The 21,379-nt window shown below is 73.5% G+C and carries 18 protein-coding genes; 10 read left to right on the top strand and 8 right to left on the bottom strand.

Translation table 11 applies throughout. The features are described 5' to 3' along the window. The first annotated feature begins 35 nt into the window (after positions 1-35). Together ABTZ91_RS21395 and ABTZ91_RS21400 are read left to right on the top strand one after the other, a co-directional pair. Positions 36-701, top strand: coding sequence for a TetR/AcrR family transcriptional regulator (locus tag ABTZ91_RS21395; protein WP_352078774.1), 666 nt, complete (start codon positions 36-38; stop codon positions 699-701). Between the two features lie 78 nt (positions 702-779). Next, complete coding sequence (locus tag ABTZ91_RS21400; protein WP_352078775.1) at positions 780-2,315, top strand: MFS transporter; 1,536 nt, start codon at positions 780-782, stop codon at positions 2,313-2,315. Between the two features lie 70 nt (positions 2,316-2,385). On the opposite strand, the gene ABTZ91_RS21405 is transcribed toward ABTZ91_RS21400, so the two are convergent. After that, on the bottom strand, positions 2,386-2,874 hold the full coding sequence (locus ABTZ91_RS21405) for a MarR family transcriptional regulator (RefSeq protein WP_352078776.1): 489 nt from the start codon (positions 2,872-2,874) through the stop codon (positions 2,386-2,388). A gap of 228 nt (positions 2,875-3,102) precedes the next feature. On the opposite strand from ABTZ91_RS21405, the gene ABTZ91_RS21410 reads away from it, so the two are divergent. Continuing rightward, the gene (locus ABTZ91_RS21410) at positions 3,103-3,864 is read left to right on the top strand and encodes a class III extradiol ring-cleavage dioxygenase (protein ID WP_352078924.1); all 762 of its coding nucleotides are present in this window, start codon (positions 3,103-3,105) and stop codon (positions 3,862-3,864) included. A gap of 96 nt (positions 3,865-3,960) precedes the next feature. Here the strand turns inward: ABTZ91_RS21410 and ABTZ91_RS21415 are convergent, their stop codons facing one another. Then, positions 3,961-4,473 (bottom strand): N-acetyltransferase family protein, encoded by a 513-nt coding sequence (locus ABTZ91_RS21415; RefSeq protein WP_352078777.1) that lies wholly within the window; start codon positions 4,471-4,473, stop codon positions 3,961-3,963. Positions 4,474-4,627: 154 nt separating this feature from the next. Between ABTZ91_RS21415 and ABTZ91_RS21420 the strand changes: the two genes are divergently transcribed. After that, entirely contained in the window at positions 4,628-5,632 is a 1,005-nt protein-coding gene (locus tag ABTZ91_RS21420) for a sigma-70 family RNA polymerase sigma factor (RefSeq protein WP_352078778.1), read from the top strand. A 253-nt stretch (positions 5,633-5,885) separates the two neighbouring features. Here the strand turns inward: ABTZ91_RS21420 and ABTZ91_RS21425 are convergent, their stop codons facing one another. Next, the gene (locus ABTZ91_RS21425; protein ID WP_352078779.1) at positions 5,886-6,845 is read right to left on the bottom strand and encodes a YafY family protein; all 960 of its coding nucleotides are present in this window, start codon (positions 6,843-6,845) and stop codon (positions 5,886-5,888) included. 62 nt (positions 6,846-6,907) lie between these two features. Here ABTZ91_RS21425 and ABTZ91_RS21430 point away from each other — a divergent pair, with 62 nt between their 5' ends. The 4 genes from ABTZ91_RS21430 (at position 6,908) to ABTZ91_RS21445 (ending at position 13,713) form a co-directional block, all read left to right on the top strand. Beyond that, the gene (locus ABTZ91_RS21430) at positions 6,908-8,425 is read left to right on the top strand and encodes an MFS transporter (protein WP_352078780.1); all 1,518 of its coding nucleotides are present in this window, start codon (positions 6,908-6,910) and stop codon (positions 8,423-8,425) included. A 277-nt stretch (positions 8,426-8,702) separates the two neighbouring features. After that, positions 8,703-9,464: a DeoR/GlpR family DNA-binding transcription regulator gene (locus tag ABTZ91_RS21435; protein WP_352078781.1), complete on the top strand. Its 762-nt coding sequence runs from the start codon at positions 8,703-8,705 to the stop codon at positions 9,462-9,464. Then, positions 9,461-10,441, top strand: coding sequence for a 1-phosphofructokinase (gene pfkB, locus ABTZ91_RS21440; RefSeq protein ID WP_352078782.1), 981 nt, complete (start codon positions 9,461-9,463; stop codon positions 10,439-10,441). The genes ABTZ91_RS21435 and pfkB overlap by 4 nt, the downstream gene beginning before the upstream one ends. Then, entirely contained in the window at positions 10,438-13,713 is a 3,276-nt protein-coding gene (locus tag ABTZ91_RS21445) for a fructose-specific PTS transporter subunit EIIC (RefSeq protein ID WP_352078783.1), read from the top strand. Before pfkB ends, ABTZ91_RS21445 begins: the two co-directional genes overlap by 4 nt. A 75-nt stretch (positions 13,714-13,788) precedes the next feature. Here the strand turns inward: ABTZ91_RS21445 and ABTZ91_RS21450 are convergent, their stop codons facing one another. Continuing rightward, complete coding sequence (locus tag ABTZ91_RS21450; RefSeq protein ID WP_352078784.1) at positions 13,789-15,024, bottom strand: hypothetical protein; 1,236 nt, start codon at positions 15,022-15,024, stop codon at positions 13,789-13,791. A 298-nt stretch (positions 15,025-15,322) separates the two neighbouring features. Here ABTZ91_RS21450 and ABTZ91_RS21455 point away from each other — a divergent pair, with 298 nt between their 5' ends. Then, positions 15,323-16,615: a glycosyltransferase gene (locus ABTZ91_RS21455; RefSeq protein WP_352078785.1), complete on the top strand. Its 1,293-nt coding sequence runs from the start codon at positions 15,323-15,325 to the stop codon at positions 16,613-16,615. Between the two features lie 387 nt (positions 16,616-17,002). On the opposite strand, the gene ABTZ91_RS21460 is transcribed toward ABTZ91_RS21455, so the two are convergent. The 3 genes from ABTZ91_RS21460 to ABTZ91_RS21470 form a co-directional block, all read right to left on the bottom strand. Then, on the bottom strand, positions 17,003-17,785 hold the full coding sequence (locus tag ABTZ91_RS21460) for a DUF6227 family protein (RefSeq protein ID WP_352078786.1): 783 nt from the start codon (positions 17,783-17,785) through the stop codon (positions 17,003-17,005). 169 nt (positions 17,786-17,954) lie between these two features. Further along, entirely contained in the window at positions 17,955-19,076 is a 1,122-nt protein-coding gene (locus tag ABTZ91_RS21465; protein WP_352078787.1) for a P1 family peptidase, read from the bottom strand. A 50-nt stretch (positions 19,077-19,126) separates the two neighbouring features. After that, positions 19,127-20,314: a low temperature requirement protein A gene (locus ABTZ91_RS21470; protein WP_352078788.1), complete on the bottom strand. Its 1,188-nt coding sequence runs from the start codon at positions 20,312-20,314 to the stop codon at positions 19,127-19,129. 206 nt (positions 20,315-20,520) lie between these two features. Here ABTZ91_RS21470 and ABTZ91_RS21475 point away from each other — a divergent pair, with 206 nt between their 5' ends. Further along, on the top strand, positions 20,521-20,736 hold the full coding sequence (locus ABTZ91_RS21475) for a hypothetical protein (RefSeq protein WP_352078789.1): 216 nt from the start codon (positions 20,521-20,523) through the stop codon (positions 20,734-20,736). Positions 20,737-20,755: 19 nt separating this feature from the next. Here the strand turns inward: ABTZ91_RS21475 and mscL are convergent, their stop codons facing one another. Continuing rightward, entirely contained in the window at positions 20,756-21,271 is a 516-nt protein-coding gene (mscL, locus tag ABTZ91_RS21480; RefSeq protein ID WP_352078790.1) for a large conductance mechanosensitive channel protein MscL, read from the bottom strand. Between the last annotated feature and the right edge of the window lie 108 nt (positions 21,272-21,379).

Here is a 21,379-nt window from a genome sequence, read left to right on the forward strand (position 1 = left end):
GTCCCCGGATCACCTCACCGGCAGGGAGAAGCGACGTGACCACCAGCACGGCTCCCGCGGGGCCCCACCGCCGTGCGCCCCGCCCGCGGGCCGACGCCCTGCGCAACCGCGAGCGGATCGTCACGGCGGCCCGCGAGATGTTCGTCGAGTTCGGCGTCCAGGCGCCGCTCGACGAGATCGCCCGCCGCGCCGGTGTCGGCAACGCCACGCTCTACCGCAACTTCCCCGAGCGCGCCGACCTCGTCCACGAGGTCGTGCTCTCCCTCACCGCCCGGGTCACCGAGCGCGCCCGCGAGGCCGCCGAGCAGGAGAGCGACCCCTTCGCCGCGCTGCGCCGCTTCACCCACGCCGCCGCCGACGAGCGGGTCGGCGCCCTCTGCCCGATGCTCGGCGGCGACTTCGACAAGGACCACCCGGAGCTGCTGGCCGAGCGCGAGCGTCTGGAGGAGGCCGTCCACGGCCTCGTCGTCCGGGCGAAGCAGGCCGGCCGGATGCGCGCCGACGTCGGCGTCGGCGACCTGATGGTCGCGCTCTTCCAGCTGACCCGGCCGCTGCCCGGGACGGCCTGCCCGACCATGGACCGCTTCGTCCACCGTCATCTGCAGCTGTTCCTCGACGGCCTGGAGACCCCGGCCCGCTCCGTCCTGCCCGGCGCGCCCGCGACCCTGGAGGAGCTGAGGCGCGACGCCTGCGGCGCGTGAGCCGCCGCCCCTGACCGAACCTTCCCCCGCCCCGTACGTCCTTTTCGCACCGTTCCGCGCCAAGAGGTGGCTACCCCCATGTCCAGAATCACCGAGACCTCCCCGCCGGCCCCGGCCGACCCCAGCCGCTGGAGAGCCCTGCTCTTCATCGCCCTCGCCCAGCTGATGGTGGTGCTCGACGCCACGATCGTGAACATCGCGCTGCCCTCCGCCCAGCAGGACCTGGGCATCTCGGACGGCAACCGCCAGTGGGTCATCACCGCCTACGCCCTCGCCTTCGGCGGACTGCTGCTGTTCGGCGGCCGCGTCGCCGACCTGTGGGGCCGCAAGCGCACCTTCGTGGTGGGCCTTGTCGGCTTCGCCGCGGCCTCCGCCCTCGGCGGCGCCGCGAGCGGCGAGGCCATGATGCTCGGCGCCCGCGCGCTGCAGGGCGCGTTCGGCGCGCTGCTCGCCCCGGCCGCCCTCTCCCTGCTCGCGGTGATGTTCACCGACGCCAAGGAGCGCGCCAAGGCATTCGGCATCTACGGCGCGATCGCCGGCGGCGGCGGCGCCGTGGGCCTGATCCTCGGCGGCTTCCTCACCGAGTACCTGGACTGGCGCTGGACCTTCTACGTCAACATCCCGTTCGCGGTCGTCGCCGCGGCCGGCGCCTACTTCGTGATCCGCGAGCCCTCCGGCGGCCGCAACCGCGCCCCGCTCGACGTTCCGGGCGTCATCCTGTCCACCCTCGGCCTGGTCTCCCTCGTCTACGGCTTCACCCGCGCCGAGTCCGAGGGCTGGTCGGACCCGCTGACGATCTCCCTGTTCATCGCCTCCGTCGTGCTCCTCGCCGGCTTCGCGGCCGTCGAGGCCGTGGTGAAGTCCCCGCTGCTGCCGCTGCGCGTGATCACCGACCGCAACCGGGGCGGCGTGTACCTCTCCCTCGGCCTCGCCGTCATCGCGATGTTCGGTCTGTTCCTGTTCCTGACCTACTACCTGCAGGTCGTGAAGGGGTACTCGCCGGTCCGGACGGGCTTCGCGTTCCTTCCGATGATCGCGGGCATGATCGTCGGCTCCACCCAGATCGGCACCCGCCTGATGACCCGGGTCCCGCCGCGCCTGCTGATGGGCCCCGGCTTCCTCACCGCCGCCGTCGGCATGCTGCTCCTGACGCAGCTGGAGGTCGGCTCGTCGTACGCGGGGCTGATCCTGCCGGCGCAGCTGCTGCTCGGCCTCGGCATGGGTACGGCGTTCATGCCGGCCATGTCCCTGTCCACGCACGGCGTCGACCCGCGGGACGCCGGTGTGGCCTCCGCGATGGTGAACACCTCGCAGCAGGTCGGCGGCGCCATCGGTACGGCCCTGCTGAACACGATCGCCGCCTCGGCGACCACCGCGTACCTCACCGAGCACGCGGCGGGCGCGACCACCCCGGCGGCGCAGAGGCTGCTCCAGCTCCAGGGCATGGTCGAGGGCTACTCGGCCGCCATCTGGTGGGCGGTCGGCATCCTGGTCGTCTCGGCGACGCTGGCGGCCACCCTGATCACCACCGGCCGGCCGGGAACCGGCGTGGTCGCCTCCGGTTCCGGCTCGGGCGCCGAGGACGAGATCAAGGTGCCGGTGATCGCACACTGACCCTTGGGGGCGGCCCACCCGCCTCCGGCGCGTTCCCCTGCCCTGGCTTCCGCCGGCTCCTGCCGGCTTCTCAGCGGAGCCAGGGCAGGTCCGCGTCCGGGCCCGTGGGCTGGAGGCCCTCGGCGACGGTCCGCATGATCGCTCCCAGCTGCTCGACCTGCTCGGCCGTCAGCCGGTCGAAGAGGGCCTGTCGTACGGCCTCGACATGGCCGGGCGCGGTGCGGCGCAGCACCTCGTACCCCTCGTCCGTCAGCCTCGCGAACTGGCCGCGCTTGTCGGAGGGGCACTCCTCGCGCACGACCCAGCCGTTCTTCTCCAGCCGGGCGACGGCGTGCGAGAGCCGGGACCGGGTGATCTTCACGTCCCGGGCCAGCTCCGTCATCCGCATCCGGCGGCGCGGGGCCTGGGAGAGCTGGACGAGCAGCCCGTAGTAGACGTGGGGCATCCCGGCGTCGCGCTGCAGCTGGCGGTCGAGATGGTCCTCCAGGAGGGTGGTGGCGTGGAGGTAGGCGCGCCAGGCGCGCTGTTCCTCGCCGCTGAGCCAGCGGGGTTCGGTCATGGATCCATGGTACGGGCACTTCTTGAAAGTTGAACTACATCGCCGTACGCTGGGTCGTAGCTTGAAACTTCAAGGATCAGCTTCGAGATCAGTTGCAGACCGGCTTCGAGAAGCAGCTTCAAGAGCCGGCTTCAAGAGCCGGCTTCGAGAGCGGCTTCAAGAGCCGGCTTCAAGGACCAGGAACGGGAGGCGGTCGCGGTGAACCCCACACAGCACACGCACGAACGGATGCCCGCGCTCTACCTCTCCCACGGCGCCCCGCCGCTCGCCGACGACCCCGTCTGGCCCGGCCAGCTCGCCGCCTGGTCCGCCGACCTGCCCCGCCCCACGGCCATCCTCATGGTCTCGGCGCACTGGGAGGAGGCCCCGCTCGCCCTCGGCGCCACCGAGACCGTCCCCCTCGTCTACGACTTCTGGGGCTTCCCCGAGCACTACTACCGGGTCCGGTACGCGGCCCCCGGCGCACCCGGCCTCGCCGAAGCCGTCCGGAAGCTGCTCCGCGCCCCCGGCACCCCGGTGCAGGACATCCCCGACCGGGGCCTGGACCACGGTGCCTACGTGCCCCTCGTCGAGATGTTCCCCGGGGCCGACATCCCCGTCCTGCAGATCTCCCTGCCCACCCTCGACCCGCGCCGCCTCATGGACATCGGCCGCCGGCTCGCCCCGCTGCGCGACGAGGGCGTGCTCATCGTGGGAAGCGGCTTCTTCACCCACAACCTCGCCGCCCTCCGCCACACCGGCGTGCCCGGCTGGTCCGCCGAGTTCGACGCCTGGGGACGTGAGGCGCTCGCCGCGCACGACGTCGACAGCCTGCTCGACTTCGAGTCCAAGTCGCCGGCCGGCCGGCTCGCCCACCCCCGCACCGAGCACTTCGCCCCGCTCTTCGTCACCCTGGGCGCGGCGGACGCGACCGGCGACCTGGACCGGGGGCGGAGCGTCATCGACGGCTTCTGGATGGGCCTGGCCAAGCGCTCGGTCCAGTTCGGCTGATCAAAGTGCCTTCTGGCCGGAGCTCCTTCTGGTGCCAGAGCGCCTGCTGATCGTGGCGCGTGCTGATCGGAGCCTTCTCGTCAGAGCTCCTCCTCGTCAGAGCTCCTTCTCGTACCAGGCCACGTCCCAGTAGCGCCCGAACTTCCGCCCCACCTCCCCGTACGTGCCGACATGGCGGAAGCCGAAGCGGGCGTGCAGCCGGACCGAGGCGTCGTTGGGCAGCGCGATCCCGGCGTAGGCCCGGTGCACGTCCTCGCCCGCGAGGGCCCGGAACAGCTCCTCGTACAGCAGGGTGCCGACGCCCCGCCCGCCGGCCGTGGGGGAGAGGTAGACGCTCACCTCCACCGAAGTGGCGTACGCGGCCTTCGGCCGGAAGGCGCTGCTCGTCGCGTAGCCGAGGATCCCGCCCGCTTTCGTTGCCTGGGCAACCAGAAGGCGGTGGGGGCCGTCTTCAGGGTGGGAGCGGAGCCAAGGGAGCCGCTGCTCCGGAGTGAAGGGCTCCGTGTCGAATGTGATCGCGGTCTCACGCACGTAGTGGTTGTAGATCTCGGTCAGGGCGGCCAGGTCGCCCTCCGTGCCCGGCCTGACCTGCACGTTGCCCGGTTCCATCGGCGCGCCCTCCCCGTCGTCGGCGGCGCAGGATACTGCATGATCGCCAAAATCCAGGTGCCGGGTGGGAATTCTGTCCTGATTCCAGTCGTTGTTTCCGTCGGATGCAGGGCACCCGTAAGGGTGTCGCGACCTACTCAGCAAGGGAGCACGCATGGCAACCCGTGCCGTCGCCCGTCGTCAGTCCTCCGCCGCGAGCGGGGACGGCGGCCGGGCAAGCAGCGTTCGCGCCGTGGGCGGGGAGATCGCCGACCGCGACCTGGTCGGCATGTACCTCGACGAGATCGCGCGTACGCCTCTGCTCGACGCCGCCAAGGAGGTCGAGCTCTCCCAGACGATCGAGGCGGGCGTCTACGCCCAGCAGATCCTCGACGGTGAGGTCGAGAGCGAGGCCGCCGGCGCGTCGCGCGAGGAGCTCGAAGCGCTGGTCGCCGAGGGCGAGCGTGCCAAGGACCTCTTCATCAAGTCCAACCTGCGCCTTGTCGTCGCCGTCGCCCGGCGCTATCCGCGCAGCGGGCTGCCGCTGCTCGACCTGATCCAGGAGGGGAACGCGGGCCTGGTGCGCGCGGTCGAGAAGTTCGACTACGCGAAGGGCTTCAAGTTCTCCACGTACGCCACGTGGTGGATCCGCCAGGCCATCACCCGCTCCATCGCCGACCAGTCCCGCACGATCCGGCTCCCCGTCCACCTGGTGGAGGAGCTGGGCCGCATCCGCCGGGTGCAGCGCGAGTTCAACCGCGAGCACGGCCGCGAGCCGGAGCCCGCGGAGATCGCCGCCGAGCTCGGCTCGACCCCCGAGCGGGTCATCGACGTCCTCGACTGGTCGCGCGACCCGGTCTCGCTGAACATGTCGGTGGACGACGAGGGCGAGACGCAGTTCGGCGACCTCCTGGAGGACACCTCGGCCGTGTCCCCGGAGCAGTCCGTCATGACCCTGCTGCGCAGCGAGGAGCTGGACGACCTCATCGACAGGCTGGACCACCGCACGGCCTCCATCATCCGCATGCGCTACGGCATCGAGGACGGCCGCGAGCGCACCCTCACGGAGGTCGGCAAGGAACACGGCCTGACCCGCGAGCGCATCCGCCAGATCGAGAAGCACGCCCTGCTCGAACTGAAGAAGCTGGCCCGCGACACGGGCTTCGACGCGGTGGCGTAGACCCGCGCCCGAGCGGAGGCGCGGGTGTCACGCGGCGTGTACGGCGTGAGCGGGGGACGTGCAGCGGGCCGTGCTCGGGACGTGAAGCGTGATGTGTGGCGCGGAACAGCGGCCCGCGCGTCTCGGGGCAGGGCCCCGCGCCGTAGATCATGCAGTCCCGAACACGGCCCCCGGAGCGGCCCCGCGCCGTAGATCACGCAGTCCCGAACATGGCCCCCGGAGCGGCCCCGCCCCACCAGCGACGGCCTCGGGGTCACCCCCGGGTGGCCGCTGCCAACCTCGCCGCCAGTTCCTCGACATACTCGATGAGCACCGCCGGCCCGTGGATCGTGAAGTCCGCGTCGACAAGCGCCAGCCGCAGCGCCAGCCACTCGACCGAGTCGGCGGTGCGGGCCCGCAGCCGGCAGGCCGCCTCCCCGTCCGCCACCGGCGCCAGGTGCGCCGGCAGCCGCGCCGCCACGAACTCCGCCGGCGCCCCGAAGCTCACGTCGAGTTCGAGCTCCGGCTGCGCCCGCGCCATCGACCGCTCCAGGAAGGCCGCCGCGTCCCCGGCCGGCAGGTCCCGGGGCGTGAAGCGCGCCCCGGTGGGGAAGGGCTCGCTGACCCGGTCGACCCGGAAGGTCCGCCAGTCCTCCCGCCCGAGGTCGTAGGCGACGAGGTACCACCGCCGGCCCGTCGACACCAGCCGATAGGGCTCCACCAGCCGTTTCGTCTCGGCGCCGTCGCCCGCCCGGTAGCCGAACCGCAGCCGTTCCTGGCCGGTGACGGCGCCCGCGAGCGCGGTCAGCGTCTGCGGCGCGACGGTCGCCCCGTCCCCGCGCGCGAGCGGGATCGTGGCGTTCTGGAGGGTGGAGACGCGGTGCCGCAGCCGGGACGGCAGGACCTGCTCCAGTTTGGCGAGCGCCCGTACGGACGCCTCCTCGACGCCCTCGATGGCGTGCCCCGCGCCGGCCCGGAGCCCGACGGCGATGGCGACGGCCTCCTCGTCGTCGAGGAGCAGCGGGGGCATGGCGGTGCCGGCGACCAGGCGGTAGCCGCCGACGGCGCCCATGGTGGCCTCGACCGGATAGCCGAGGTCGCGCAGCCGGTCGATGTCCCGCCGGATGGTGCGCGGCGAGACCGAGAGCCGTTCGGCGAGCTCGCTGCCGGGCCACTCGCGGGGGGTCTGGAGGAGCGACAGCAGATTCAGAAGTCGTGCCGGTGTGTCGGTCATGCCTCCAGGATGCGCGTCATCTAGGCCATGATCTGACCTACATGGCCCCTACGTTTCTTCCCATGAGTGCACACGACGCCGTCAGGGATGCGGCCACCACCGACAAGAGACGCTGGATCGCCCTCGCGATCGTCATGACCGCCGCCTTCATGGACCTGGTCGACGCCACGATCGTCAACATCGCGATCCCCAGCATCGAGCGGGACCTCGGCGCCTCGTTCGGCGCGATCCAGTGGATCACCGCCGGTTACGCGCTGGCGTTCGCCGCCGGCCTGATCACCGGCGGCCGGCTCGGCGACATCTACGGCCGCAAGCGCCTGTTCCTCCTCGGCACGGCGGGCTTCACCCTCGCCTCGGCGCTGTGCGGCTTCGCCGCCAGTCCGGAGATGCTGGTCTGCTCGCGTCTCCTCCAGGGCGTGGCGGCGGCGATGATGGTGCCGCAGGTGCTGTCGATCGTGCACGTGACCTTCCCGGCGCACGAGCGCGGCAAGGTCTTCGGCCTGTTCGGCGCGATCGTCGGCCTCGGCGCGGTCTCCGGACCGCTGCTCGGCGCGCTGCTGACCCAGTGGAACATCGCGGGCCTTCAGTGGCGCCCGATCTTCCTGATCAACCTGCCGGTGGGTGTGGCCGCCCTGATCCTCGGACGGAAGTTCATCATCGAGTCGAAGGCGCCGAAGGCGCTCCGCCTCGACCTGGTCGGCGTGGTGATGGTGACGGTGGCGCTGCTGATGCTCATCTACCCGCTGACGCGCGGCCGCGAGCTGGGCTGGCCGCTGTGGGGCCACCTGATGATGGCCGGCAGCCTCGTCGTGTTCGCCGCGCTCGTCGCGTACGAGAGGTACAAGACCAGGAAGGACGCGTCGCCGCTGGTCGAGCTGTCGCTGTTCCGTGTGAAGAGCTTCGCGGCGGGCATCGCGGTGCAGCTGACGTTCGGCGTGGTGCTGGGCATCTTCTTCCTGGTCTGGACGCTGTACATGCAGATCGGGCTCGGCTGGAGCCCGCTCAAGGCCGGTCTGACGGGTGTGCCGTTCTCGATCGCGGTGTCGCTGGCGGCGGGCCTGTCGGTCCAGCAGCTGGTGCCGCGCTTCGGCCGCAAGGTGCTCCAGGCGGGCGCCCTGACCATGGCGGCGGGCGTCCTCCTCTACTTCTTCGTGTCGGGCCGTTACGGGTCGGGCATCGAGCCCTGGCAGATGTTCGCGCCGCTGGTGGTGATGGGCCTGGGCATGGGCCTGATCGTGGCCCCGCTCACCGACGCGGTGCTTTCGGAGGTGCCGCGCGAGCACGCCGGTTCGGCCTCGGGCCTGATCAACACGACCGGGCAGATGGGCAACGCGCTGGGGCTCGGCCTGGTGTCGGTGGTGTTCTTCGGGACGATCGACGAGACGCGGCTCGCGGCGGCCCCGGCGGAGACGGGTGCCGCCTTCACGAACGCCTTCCAGAACGCGCTGGGCTGGGCGGCGCTGGTGCTGGCCGGGATCTTCCTGCTGATGTTCGCGCTGCCGGCGAAGCCGAAGCAGCACGTCGAGGGAGCGGTGGAGGACCCGGCGGAGCCGGTGAAGGAGCCGGCGCTGGTGGGCTGAGCGGCGCGGCTCGTACGGAGGAGGGCCCCGGCCCCCGGGTTCGCATCCCGGGGCCGGGGCCCTTCGCCATCGCTCCGTCATCTCCGCCCTCGCTCCGCCATCGCTCCGTCATCGCTTCGTCATCGCTTCGTCCTGCCGGGCGGGGCCCAGTGGGCTCCGCGCTCTGCGGATGCCCGTCCATGCCCACTTCGTGCCCGAATCCCTTTACTTCTCCCGAGTGGCGGGCGTAGCCTCACCGGTAACCACAGGTTCGGGCATGGAACGGACGTAAACCCACATGTACGCCCCCGAGCGCCAGCAAGCGATCCTCCGCCTCGCCCGTGAGAGCGGCCGAGTGGACGTGCTCTCCCTCGCCGAGGAGTTCCAGGTCACCGCGGAGACCGTGCGCCGCGACCTGAAGGCCCTCGACCGCGCCGGGCTCGTCCGCCGCGTCCACGGCGGGGCCATCCCGGCCGGGCGGCTCGACTTCGAGCCGGACCTCGCCGAGCGCGAGACCACCGCCGCCGACGAGAAGGACCGGATCGTCCGCGCCGCCCTCGCCGAACTGCCCCAGGAGGGCAGCGTCGTCCTCGACGCCGGCACGACCGTGGCGCGCCTCGCCGCCGAGTTCCCGCTCGACCAGGCGCTCACCGTCGTCACCCATGCCCTGCCGGTCGCCGCCCGGCTCGCCGACCATCCCGGCATCGACCTCCACCTCGTGGGCGGCCGGGTCCGCCACCGCACCCGCGCCGCCGTCGACGCGTGGGCCCTGCGGGCGTACGGCGAGATCCGCGCCGACGTGGCCTTCCTCGCCACCAACGGCTTCTCGCCCGAGCACGGCCTCACCACCCCCGACCTCGCCGAGGCCGCCGTGAAGCGGGCCGTGCTGACCTCCGCCCGCAGGGTCGTGCTGCTCGCCGACTCGGCCAAGCACGGGCAGGAGCACTTCGCCCGTTTCGGCTCCCTCGCCGACGTCGACCTGCTCATCACCGACAGCGGGCTCAGCCCCGAGGACGCCGCGGCGATCGAGGCCGCGGGAACGGACGTCGTACGCACATGATCCTCACCGTCACCCCCAACCCTTCCCTGGACCGGACCTACGAGGTCCCGGCCCTGGAACGCGGCGAGGTGCTGCGCGCCACCGGCGAACGCATGGATCCCGGCGGCAAGGGCGTCAACGTCTCCCGGGCCCTCGCCGCCGCCGGCCACCGCACGGTCGCCGTGGTCCCGCTCGGCGGGGCGCCCGGGGCGCTGGTCGCCGAGCTCCTCGCCGCGCAGGGCATCAGGGTCGCGCCGGTCCCCCTCACCGGCCACACCCGTTCCAACATCGCCATCGCCGAACCGGACGGCACGCTGACGAAGGTCAACGCGCCCGGCCCGAAGCTGTCGCCGGAGGAGTCCGAGACGCTGCTCGCCTCGGTCGGCCGCTACGACCCGGCGCCGGAGTGGATCGCCTGCTGCGGCAGCCTGCCGCGGGGGCTCGCCCCCGAGTGGTACGCCGAGCTGGTCACCCGCGCGCACGCGGCGGGCGCCCGGATCGCCCTCGACACCTCCGGCCCGTCGCTGCTCGCGGCGCTCACCGCCCGCCCCGACGTCGTCAAGCCGAACGCCGAGGAGCTCGCCGGGGCGGTCGGCCGGCCGCTGGCGACGGTCGGCGACGCGGTGAAGGCGGCGCGGGAGCTACGGGAGTCGGGCGCGGGGGCGGTGCTCGCGAGCCTGGGCGCGGACGGCCAGTTGCTCGTGTCCGACGACGGCGTCTGGTACGGAACGGCCGCCGTGAAGGCCGTCCGCTCCGACGTGGGTGCCGGCGACGCGTCCCTGGCCGGCTTCCTGGCCGCCGGAGGCGAGGGCCCCGAGGCCCTGGCGGCGGCGCTCGCGCACGGTGCGGCGGCCGTACAGCTGCCGGGCAGCGAGATGCCGACCCCGGCGGACCTCGACCCGTCCGCGGTCACGGTGACCGCGGACGTCCCCCTGGACCGCGCGCTGCGCGACCTGAACGACCCGAAGGACCCCAGCGAGCAAGGGAGCCCGCGATGAGCGCGATGATCACCGCGGACCTGGTCGACCTCGACCTGTCCGCCGACACCAAGGAAGCGGCGGCCCGCTCGCTCGCCGAGCGCATGGTCGCCCTCGGCCGGGTGACCGACCTGGAGGGCTTCCTCGCGGACGTGGCCGCCCGCGAGGCCCAGATGCCGACCGGCCTCGACGGTGGCATCGGCATTCCGCACTGCCGCAGCGCCCACGTCACCGAACCCACCCTGGCCTTCGGCCGCGCCCCCGCGGGCATCGACTTCGGCGCCCCCGACGGCCCCGCCGACCTCGTCTTCCTCATCGCCGCCCCCACCGGCGCCGACGACGCCCACCTCACGATCCTCTCGTCCCTCGCCCGCCACCTGATGAACGAGTCCTTCACCCGGGCCCTCCGCACCACCGCCACCCCGTCCGAGGCTGCGGCCCTCCTCACCGGCGACACCCCACCCCCACCGGCAACCCCCGACACCCCCGCCCGAACGCCGACGGGCGCCCCTACGACAACCGCCCCGGAGCCACGGGCCCCCGACCAGTCCAGCCCGCCCGCGCCCCCCCGGACCACGCCCACGGCCGACCAGGCGAGCGCGGCGGTGTCGGGTGCGCCGGGCGGGGCCGAGTCCGCCGTGCCGGGTGGCGCTGACCTTGCCGCGCCGGGCGTGGAGCCGCCCGCGCCCGGCCAGGCGGGGGCGGCCGTGTCGGGTGCGCCGGGCGGAGCCGAGTCCGCGGCGTCGGACGGGGAGGCCGCCGCCCCCTCCCGTACTGGCGGGCCGCCGGCCGCGCCCGCCGCCGACCAGGTGAGCCCGCCCGTGTCCGGTGCGTCCCCGGCCGAGGCGCCGGGCCAGGGCCCGGCACCGCAGGCAGCGGCCGCCGCGCCGGGTGGTGGCGAGTCCGCCGCGCCGGGCGGGGAGGCCCCCGCCCCATCGCGGACCGGCGACGTGCCGACCGCGCCGACCGCGCCGGCTGCTGGCCAGGCGAGCGCGGCGGTGTCCGGTGCGCCGGGCAGCGCTGAGTCCGCCGTACCGGCCGGCGAGGCCCCCGGCCTGTCGCGTACTGGCGACGCGCCGACCGCGCCCGCCGCGCCGGCTGCTGGCCAGGCGAGCGCGGCGGTGTCGGGTGCGCCGGGCAGCGCTGAGTCCGCCGTACCGGCCGGGGAGGCCCCCGCCCCCTCCCGTACTGGCGGGCCGCCGGCCGCGCCCGCCGCCGACCAGGTGAGCCCGCCCGTGTCCGGTGCGTCCCCGGCCGAGGTCCCGGGCCACGGTCCGGCACCGCAGGCAGCGGCCGCCGCGCCGGGTGGTGGCGAGTCCGCCGCACTGAGCGGGGAGGCCCCCGTCTCATCGCGGACCGGCGAGCCGCCGACCGTCCCGGCTACGCCCGCCGCCGGCCACGTGAGCCCGGCCGTCTTCGGTGTCTCCCCGGCCGAGGTGCCGGGCCACGGTCCGGCACCGCAGGCAGCGGCCGCCGCGCCGGGCGGCGCCGAGTCCGCCGCACCGGGCGGGGAGGCCCCCGTCTCATCGCGTACCGGCGACGCGCCGACCGCGCCCGCCGCCGGCCAGGCCGTCCCGCCCCTGTCGGGGGCGCCGGGCACGGAGCCGCCCGCTGGATCAGGCGAAGAGGCCCCCGCCCCCTCCCGTACCGGCGACGCGCCGGCCGCCCCGGCCTCGCCCGCCGCCGGCCAGGCCCAGGCCCCCGTGCCCGCCCCCGGCGGGTCCGGCACCGGCCCGGCCACGGACGGGGGTCCGGGGGGTACCCCCGGTTTCGGGAAGGGGTGGGGTGGGGGAGAGGAACCGTTCCGGATCGTCGCCGTCACGTCCTGCCCCACCGGCATCGCCCACACCTACATGGCCGCCGAAGCCCTGGAGCAGGCCGCCCGCGCGGCAGGCGTGGAGCTGGTCGTCGAGACGCAGGGGTCCGCCGGTTTCACCCGGCTCGCCCCGGCCGCCGTCGCCGCCGCGGACGCCGTGATCTTCGCCCACGACGTACCCGTACGGGAGAAGGACCGCTTCGCCGGGAAGCCCACCGTCGACGTCGGCGTCAAGGCCGGCATCAACCGCGCCGCCGCCCTCATCGCCGAGGCCCGCGCCAAGGCCGCCGCCCGCGACACCCACGTCGAGCCCACGGCCACCCCCACGGCCCCCGCCTCCACCCCCGCCTCCACCCCCGTCGTCCACACCGGCGAACCCCACGACGGCTACGCCACCAAGCTCCGCAAGTGGCTCATGTCCGGCGTCAGTTACATGGTCCCGTTCGTCGCCGCCGGCGGCCTCCTCATCGCCCTCGGCTTCGCCCTCGGCGGCTGGGACATCGACAAGGCCCCCTCCGTCGCCGAGCACTTCGCCTGGGGCCAGGCCGACAGCTGGGCCGCCCTGATGTTCCAGATCGGCGGCCTGGCCTTCGGCTTCCTCGTCCCGGTCCTCGCCGGCTACATCGCGTACGGCATGGCCGACCGCCCCGGCCTCGTCCCCGGCTTCGTCGGCGGCGCCGTCGCGCTCACCATCAACGCCGGTTTCCTCGGCGGCCTCGTCGCCGGCCTGGTCGCAGGCGGCACCGTCCTCGCCGTGCAGCGGGTGCCGATCCCCACCGTCCTCAGGGGCATCATGCCGGTGGTCGTGATCCCCCTGCTCTCCTCGGTCGTCGTCGGCTTCCTGATGTTCCTGGTGATCGGCAAGCCGATCGCGAGCCTCCAGAAGGCGCTGACCGACTGGCTGTCCGGCCTCTCCGGCGCCAACGCCATCGTCCTCGGCGTCATCCTCGGCCTGATGATGTGCTTCGACCTCGGCGGCCCGGTCAACAAGGTCGCCTACGCCTTCGCGGTCGGTGGCCTCGCCAGCCCCAACGAGGGTTCGCTCAAGGTCATGGCCGCCGTGATGGCCGCCGGCATGGTGCCGCCGCTCGCGATGGCACTCGCCACGACCGTACGGGGGCGGCTGTTCACCCGTACCGAGCGCGAGAACGGCAAGGCGGCCTGGGTGCTCGGCGCCTCCTTCATCTCCGAGGGCGCGATCCCCTTCGCCGCGGCCGACCCACTGCGGGTCATCCCGGCGGCGATGGCGGGCGGCGCGGTCACCGGCGCGCTGTCGATGGCCTTCGAGTGCACCCTGGGCGCCCCCCACGGCGGTGTCTTCGTGATCCCGCTGATCGGCCACCCGCTGCTGTACCTGCTGGCGATCGCCGCCGGCACGGTGGTGAGCACCGCTCTCGTCGTCCTGCTCAAGAGCGCGCGCAAGCCGCTCTCCCCCGAGGAGTCCGGGGCGGAGCCGAAGGTCGCCGTCGCGGCCTGACTCCGCTCGTGCGGGGCGGTGCGCACATGAGGGGCGGTGTGCACGCGAGCGCGTACCGCCCGCCCCTCACCACTGTCACCTGTTGACGGGTACGCCCGTCGGCAGGGCGCGCACGAACTTGTTCGCGCGGAGCGCCGCCGGGGTGGGTGTCGTCTGCTGGAACCACGGCTGGTTCCAGATGAAGTTCGCGCCCGCGGTGTTGCCGACGGTCTGCCACACCTGCCCGGTGGTCGTCACGATCTTGACGAAGGCCGTCATGCCCTGGTCCGCGAAGGCCACGCCACAGGCGTTGCCGGGGAAGCCGGGATTCGCGGGGTCGGTCATGGTCGAGACCGTGTTGGTGAGGTCCTGCCAGACGATCATGCCGCCCGGCGAAGCCGCCCTGCCCACGTACACGCGTCCACCGGTGAGCACCGCCTGCTGGTCCTCGGTGTTGGAGGGGGCGTAGAGGTCGATGTCGGAACAGGGCCCGGTCGCGCCCGTGGCCCCTGTGGCACCTGTTGCTCCGGTGGGCCCGGTGGGCCCGGTGGGCCCTGTGGCACCCGTTGCTCCGGTGGGCCCGGTCGGCCCGGTCAGGCCAGTGGGGCCGGTGGGCCCGGTGGCACCCGTCGCCCCTGTGGCGCCCGTCGCACCCGTGGCTCCGGTCGGCCCGGTCGGCCCGGTGCTCCCCGTGGCCCCCGTCGGCCCAGTGCTCCCCGTCGCCCCCGTGGGCCCGGTCGGCCCGGTCGGTCCCGTCGGCCCCACCTTGCAGGGATCGTGCCCCTCACCCGTGACCGGCACGGCGCGGACGAAGCGGTTGCCCGTCAACGAGCCGATCTTGTGGTCCAGGAACTGCTGGAGGCCATCGGTGACCGGCGGCCCCTGGTAGCCGTGTGGCGGCGGACCCTGCTGTTCCCACGGCGGCGGTCCTTGCTGTTCCCACGGCGGCGGGCCCTGGGGCTTCCCGTGCGGGGGCGGCTCCTGCTGCTCCCACGGCGGCGGCCCCTCCTGTTCCCAGGGCGGCGGCCCTTCCTGTTCCCAGGGCGGCGGGCCCTCCTGCTCCCAGGGCGGCGGGCCCGGAGGCTCCCCATGCGGCGGACGCGGGGGCTCCCCGTGCGGCGGCCGGTCCTCGCACTCGTCGTCGGGCACGGGACCGGCCGTCACGCTGCCGGACCGGCCGTCGGCCACCGGGTCGCCCCAGGCGGCCGCCGAGGGCGTGAAGCCCGTCAGCACCAGAGCGACCGAGGCGATCGCACCACCGCTCAACCAGGCCCGCCGCCGGGGCAGCGGCCCGAGCGGGGACCGGGCCCGAGCCCTTGGATCAGGACGCATGCATGCTCCTTCCTCCGCCGGCGGTCTCCAGCCGGCGCGAGTGACACAAGTGATGTCCGGGAAGCGTCCGTCGAGCTTCCTTTCCGATCATCGGATCGCGCGTGCGAAGCCTTGACGGGTCCGGGGCTGCTCTCCCGCCATGGCGTATTCGCTCTAGCCGTATGGATGCGTACGCGAAGGCGAACCCACGCGGCCGAGTCGGCGTGCCGTCGCCGCGCCCGCCATGGCCGTGCGTACGGTCGCCCCCGATCGAACCACCGGAAGCGGGGTTGCCGTGCGGCCGTCCATCTGCTTGTGCATGATCGTCAAGAACGAGGCCACGGTCATCGAGCGATGCCTCGCCTCCGTCCGGCACCTGGTGGACACCTGGGTCGTCTCCGACACCGGTTCCACCGACGGGACGCAGGACCTGGTCCGCGCCGCACTCGACGGCATGCCCGGTGAGCTCCGGGAGGAGCCCTGGGTGGACTTCGGCCACAACCGGAGCCTGAACATCGCTCGCGCCCGAGGCCGCGCCGACTACCTGCTCCTCCTCGACGCCGACCATGTGCTGCGTCAGGAGGGCCCGTTGCCCGAGCTGACCGCCGACGCCTACCTGCTGCGGCACCGGGGCGCGCTGGAGTACCGGATCAAGCGCCTGGTCAGAGGCGATCTGCCGTGGCGCTACGAAGGCGTCACCCACGAGTACCTGACCGCGGACCGCGACCACGTCCAGCGGAACCTGGACGCGCTCGTCATCGAGGACCACGCCGACGGCGGCTCGCGCCACGACAAGTTCGAACGCGACGCCCGCCTCCTGCGTGCCGAACTCGCCCGCGACCCGGCCAACCCCCGCACGGTGTTCTACCTCGCCCAGACCCTGCGCGACTCCGGCGGCCGGGCGAAGGAGGCGGCCGCCCTGTACGAGCGGCGCGCGGCCATGGGCGGCTGGGGCGAAGAGGTCTACTACTCACTCCTCCAGGCGGGCGTCCTCGCCGCCGAGTCCGGCGACTGGCCGACCGCGCAGGACGCCTTCGTACGGGCCTGGGAGTCCCGACCGCAGCGCCTGGAGGCCTGTTACGAGCTGGCCGCACGGCTGCGGAAGGCGAACCGTCACCACGCCGCCCACGCGATCGTCTCGGCCGTCCTCGACCGGCCCCAGCCGGCCGACGACGTGCTGTTCCTCCAGCCGTGGGTGTACCGCTGGGGGCTGCTCTTCGAGTACTCCATCACCGCCTACTGGGTCGGCGACCACGAGGCCTCACTCGCCGCCTGCGACCGCCTGCTCGCCCTTCCGGACCTGCCCGCCGCCTACCGGGAACAGACCCGCGCCAACCGCGAGTTCGCCGTAGCGAAGCTGGCCACAGCCCCAGACCCAGCCCTGACCCCGGCCTCCTCCCCGGCCCCGCTCCCGGCCTCCTCTGCGGTCCTCGCCCCGGCCCCGGCCTCCGCCTCCTCCCCGGCCCCGGCCTCCGCTTCCTCCCCGGCCCCGGCCCTCACCCCGGCCCCGCCCCCCGCCTCCACCTCGGCCCCGGGCCCCACCTCCGCCCCTGCTGGCGTGCCCGCTGGCCTGTCCGCGCCCGACCCCGTGTCCGTCACCCACGGTGCGTGAGGAGCCGTCCATGGGAACGCCCGCCTCCGTAACGGGCCCCGCCACCGACCCCACCGGCCGCCCCCGCCCCGCCGGCCCGGCCGAGTCCGGCGACCCGCCCGCGTCCACCGGGTCCGGGGCCGGGGGGGAAAGAGCCGCCGTCGGCTGCCGCACAGCGTGTGGCCGGGACTCGGCCTTCTCACCTTGGGATCGGGCTGTACGGAGCAGCGCCCGCTACACGGCCACCGGCACCGAGCGGCTGACCGGTGTGACGGTCGCTGTGACGGCCGCGCTGCTGGTCCGCAAGCGGCCGTAGGTCGCCGTAAGCCGCGGTAGGCCACTGTTAGACGCGGCAGGATGCCGTGGGCCACGCGACCGGGGCCGCCCCTAGCCCCGGTCGCCCTGGCGTCAGCGCACCCGGGAGCGGGACTCCATCGCCTCGCGGGCCGTGCGCTCGTCCTCGTACACCTCGCACATGTGGCGGCCGTCCGGAGTCGCCGTGTGCTCCACCTCCCACAGGCTGACCTCGCTGCCGTCGAGCAGCAGGAACTGGTGCTCGTAGAGGGTGAAGCCGGCGTCCCGGCCCCCGTCCACGGGGCACTGGCGCCCGAACGCCTGCGTGATGTGGTGCGCGAACGCCAGCCGCAGCCGTCGGGCCGTCGCCTCGCCCGGCCGGTCTGCGTTCTCCGCGCGGCGCAGCACCCGGCGGGCGTGGTCGGCGGAGTTGTCCGGCACGTACATCCGGGGCTGGGCCGGTATCGGGCGGGCGAGCAGCGCGCTCAGCAGCTCCAGGTCGTCGTTGTTCTCGTCGGCCGGCGTGCCGTCGGCCTGCTCGGCGGTCCAGCCGAGCGAGGGACCGGCCGGCAGCCGGGAGGCCGCGAGCCGGACCTCGGCCTCCTCCGCGTACAGCTCGTGCTGCTCCGCCCCGTCCCGGCCGGAGTTGTGCACCAGCTCCCAGAGGCTGAGCGCGGCACCGTCGGGGAGCAGATAGGTGTGGCGGTAGGTGGTGCGGTGCAGCGACGCACTGTGGTGCGAGGAGTACAGCGCACTGGAGTGGGCGAGCGCCGACTCCAGGCGCTCGATCAGCGAGTCGGGCAGGTCGAAGGAGTTGAGCGCCCGGCCGAGAAGGCGCTCAAGGTGGGTCTCGGTCGTCTCGAAAGGATCGTGAGAATGATCCCGCGGATCGTTCAAGAGGGTCTCCAGGCCGTCGCCACATGTCACTTGGTGCTTGCTTAACGTAGTCCCTGGGTCTGACATCGTGTCCGGCGTTCGGGAAAACGATCGGGGTCGGACGGGGAGTTCCCGATCCCTTCGTTCCTCCGTCAACTCCCTTTGGTATACCGGCAGTCGCCGGACGGTGCTAGTCGCCGGGCGCCGTCCCGTACAGCTCCCGGTACGCGGGGAAGTCCCCGGCCGGCCCCGACACGCCCTCGGAGGGCGCGAGGACGGCCTGGACGATGGCCCGGGTGACGGTGTCCGCGCCCGCCGCCAGCAGGTCGTTGAGGGCCAGCGGGCCGGGCGGCGACCCCGGCGCGGAGGGCAGCTCGCGCGCCCCCGTCGCGAGCGCGAAGACGGTGTCGCCGTCGTTCAGGAGGTGCACCGGACGGACCGCGCGCGCGATGCCGTCGTGCGCCGTCCCCGCGAGCTTCTGCGCCTGCGCGCGGGTCAGTGCCGCGTCCGTGGCGACCACCGCGAGCGTCGTGTTCAGGGGCGGCGGGGCGGATTTCTGCCGCGCCTCGGCGAGCCGCCGCAGCGCCGCCTCGTGCACGGCCGGATCGGGGTACGCGGGCCGCCCGCCGGCGAAGTAACCGCCGTACGGCACGCCCGTGTCCGGGTCGACCGCCGAACCGACCGCGTTGACGACGACCAGCGCCCCGACCGTGATCCCCGACTCCAGGACCGTGCTCGCCGTCCCCACCCCACCCCTGAGCCCGCCGACCACGGCCCCTGTTCCCGCGCCCACCGCGCCCGTCTCCACGCGCGCGTGCGGCCCGCTCGCGGCGGCCGCCGCCACGGCCGCCCGGCCCGTCGAGGCGTCCGGCCGGGCGCTGAAGTCGCCGCCCCGGCCCAGGTCGAAGACACAGGCGGCGGGCACCACCGGCACCACGTGCGCCGGGTCCGGCCCCACCCGTACCCCGCGTCCCTGCTCCTCCAGCCAGGCCATCACCCCGCCCGCCGAGTCGAGCCCGTACGCGCTGCCGCCGGTCAGGACCACGGCGTCGATCCGCTGGACGACGTTACGGGGGTCCAGCGCGTCCGTCTCCCGCGTGCCCGGGCCCCCACCCCGCACGTCCACGGCGGCCACCGCCCCGCCCTCGGGGGCGAGCACCACGGTCGTGCCGGAAAGCGCCCGGTCCCCCGGCACGCGCGCGTGGCCGACCCGGATGCCGGCGACGTCGGTGAGCGCGTCGCGGAGGGGACGGTGGACGGTGTCGTCGTGGTGGCCGTCGGGCCGCTGCCTGATGTCCTGCTGCTCCGTCATGTCCCCTGAGTAGCACGGAGCCCTGGCGCGCGGGGCACGGAGGAGCGGCCTCAGGAACGGATGTCGGTGGTGGTGCGGCGCGTCGCCGGGTTGGTGGCCGTGAGGGCCACCCCCACCGCCACGGTCGCGGCGGCCACGAGCCCGGCCGCGGGGATCGCCCAGTGCCCGGCGAACGTGCACATCAGGATCGCCAGGGCCGACACCGGCAGCACCGACTGCTGGGCGATGCCGACCTTGAAGTAGCGGGCGTGCAGCAGCCAGACACACAGCAGGAACAAGGCCGTCGGGATGGTCACGGCGGACGACGCGGCGAGCGTCGAGAGGTGCGCCTTGCCGACCGCCTCCTCGACCGCGATCTCGAGGCCCGCGCCGATCGCGGCGGCCGAGGTGAAGATCAGATAGTGGCCGTAGCCCCACAGGAAACCCTGCCGGTTGGAAGTCAGCCGGTCGTGCGCGGGCACCACGAAGTAGATCCACCAGGCGGCGAAGACGATCAGCAGCCCGCCGGCGGCGATCGGCAGCACCTCGCCGAGCGCGTCGTTCTCCGCCACCCCCGACTTCACGGCCACCGTCGCCGCCGCGACCGACTCGCCCAGCACGATGATCGTGAACAGGCCGTAGCGTTCGGCGATGTGGTGCGGATGCCAGTGCGTCGTGACGTCCTTCTCCGCGTACACCGGAACGGCCATCTCGGCCAGCGCCATCACCAGGAACACCCACGGTCGCGCGTCCTCCGGCGCGAACAGCAGCGCCGTCCACCCGACCTGGCAGGCCACCACCCCGCCCGCGTACCGTCGGCACATCGTCCGCTCGCCCGCGTCGGTGGCGTGGTGCGCGGCTCGCAACCACTGCGAGGACAGCGCCAGCCGCATGACGACGTAGCCGATGTACACCACCAGGAAGTCGTGGTCCTCGAAGGCCCGCGACACCCCGGCGGCCAGGATCAGGACGCCGGCGATCTGGACGAGGGTGAGGCCCCGGTAGAGCACGTCGTCGTTGTCGTACGCGGAGGCGAACCAGGTGAAGTTCATCCAGGCCCACCAGATGGCCCAGAAGACCATCGCGTAGTTCAGGATCCCCTCCCCGGCGTGCCCCTCGGCGACGGCGTGCACCAGCTCCGCCCCAGCCTGCGCCACGGCGACGACGAAACAGAGGTCGAAGAACAGCTCCAGCGGCGTGGCGGTCCGGTGCGCCTCGCCACGGGACCGGGCGGTGAGGGGAAGGAAGGGTTGCGTCATGCCCCACAGGACAGCAGACCCGGCCCGCGCGAGCGCGACGCGACACCACAAGCACGGGCACCGCCTGGTGGGGCGCGGGCTTTGTCGTCCTGTCGTTCCTCGCGGTCCTCGGCCTGTGGCCGCTCGGTCCGAAGGACCACTGATCCGGCCCGGACAACCGCAGATCACAGGGGTGCGCGGCGGTGGTGCGGGCGTACCCTTGAAACATGAGCACCGCCCCCGCCCACGGACCGCGAACAGCGAAGCAGTCCGACTCTGTATCCCAGTCGCAACCCAGGCCGGCACTGATCTTCGACGATCCGCTGGACCAGCAGTCCGCGGACGACACGGACCGCGGGTGGGGCGAGCGGCCTCCCTCCGGCGGCGACAGCGCCGCCGACCTCGCGCGCTTCCTCGACGAGAAGCCGCCGCACCACCTCTGACGCCGACGCGAGCCGCCGGTCAGGAGGTGGAGTGCGCCCCCGCACCTCCGCCGGCCGGCGTGTGCGTGCCCGTGTTGTTCACGGACGGACCGCGCTGGGCGACCAGATGGTCGCGGATCTCCTTGAGGACCTCCAGCTCGCTGACCTCGATCGTCTCCTGGACGCCTTCCTTCTCCTTCTCCTGCGCGGCGCGCCTGGCGAGGATCCTGGCCATCGGCAGGACCATCAGGAAGTAGACGACGGCGGCCGTGATCAGGAAGCTGAGGACGGCGCTGAGCACCAGGCCCCACTGGATCTGGATGCCCTGCATCTCGCCGTCCACGACCCGGCAGGGTGCCTTCAGGCAGGACGCGTAACCCTCCAGGGCCTTCGTCCCGAAGGCGCCCACGACCGGGTTGATGATTCCCTTGACCACCGAGTTCACGATGTTGGTGAACGCGGCACCGATGACGACCGCGACCGCCAGGTCGATCACGTTCCCGCGCATCAGGAAGGCTTTGAAGCCTTCCAGCAGACTTTCCTTCTTCTCGGCCACCAAGGTGCCTTTCGTCGCGTGTGCAGTGTGCGGAGCCATTACGCCGCGCGCGGCGCAGAGGCGTCCAATCCGTACACACGGGACGGTTACTTGACAGGCCGTGCGTGC

Source organism: Streptomyces sp. NPDC126499 (assembly GCF_040302485.1).
Lineage (GTDB): Bacteria > Actinomycetota > Actinomycetes > Streptomycetales > Streptomycetaceae > Streptomyces.

What these genes read in the sequence shown, in the direction of transcription:
- ABTZ91_RS21430 (WP_352078780.1), top strand. Translation starts at nt 6,908, where the DNA reads ATGAGTGCACACGACGCCGTCAGGGATGCGGCCACCACCGACAAGAGA.
- ABTZ91_RS21405 (WP_352078776.1), bottom strand. Translation starts at nt 2,874, where the DNA reads ATGACCGAACCCCGCTGGCTCAGCGGCGAGGAACAGCGCGCCTGGCGC.
- ABTZ91_RS21420 (WP_352078778.1), top strand. Translation starts at nt 4,628, where the DNA reads ATGGCAACCCGTGCCGTCGCCCGTCGTCAGTCCTCCGCCGCGAGCGGG.
- ABTZ91_RS21455 (WP_352078785.1), top strand. Translation starts at nt 15,323, where the DNA reads ATGATCGTCAAGAACGAGGCCACGGTCATCGAGCGATGCCTCGCCTCC.
- ABTZ91_RS21475 (WP_352078789.1), top strand. Translation starts at nt 20,521, where the DNA reads ATGAGCACCGCCCCCGCCCACGGACCGCGAACAGCGAAGCAGTCCGAC.
- ABTZ91_RS21425 (WP_352078779.1), bottom strand. Translation starts at nt 6,845, where the DNA reads ATGACCGACACACCGGCACGACTTCTGAATCTGCTGTCGCTCCTCCAG.
- ABTZ91_RS21415 (WP_352078777.1), bottom strand. Translation starts at nt 4,473, where the DNA reads ATGGAACCGGGCAACGTGCAGGTCAGGCCGGGCACGGAGGGCGACCTG.
- ABTZ91_RS21470 (WP_352078788.1), bottom strand. Translation starts at nt 20,314, where the DNA reads ATGACGCAACCCTTCCTTCCCCTCACCGCCCGGTCCCGTGGCGAGGCG.
- ABTZ91_RS21445 (WP_352078783.1), top strand. Translation starts at nt 10,438, where the DNA reads ATGAGCGCGATGATCACCGCGGACCTGGTCGACCTCGACCTGTCCGCC.
- ABTZ91_RS21400 (WP_352078775.1), top strand. Translation starts at nt 780, where the DNA reads ATGTCCAGAATCACCGAGACCTCCCCGCCGGCCCCGGCCGACCCCAGC.
- ABTZ91_RS21435 (WP_352078781.1), top strand. Translation starts at nt 8,703, where the DNA reads ATGTACGCCCCCGAGCGCCAGCAAGCGATCCTCCGCCTCGCCCGTGAG.
- pfkB (WP_352078782.1), top strand. Translation starts at nt 9,461, where the DNA reads ATGATCCTCACCGTCACCCCCAACCCTTCCCTGGACCGGACCTACGAG.
- ABTZ91_RS21465 (WP_352078787.1), bottom strand. Translation starts at nt 19,076, where the DNA reads ATGACGGAGCAGCAGGACATCAGGCAGCGGCCCGACGGCCACCACGAC.
- ABTZ91_RS21450 (WP_352078784.1), bottom strand. Translation starts at nt 15,024, where the DNA reads ATGCGTCCTGATCCAAGGGCTCGGGCCCGGTCCCCGCTCGGGCCGCTG.
- ABTZ91_RS21410 (WP_352078924.1), top strand. Translation starts at nt 3,103, where the DNA reads ATGCCCGCGCTCTACCTCTCCCACGGCGCCCCGCCGCTCGCCGACGAC.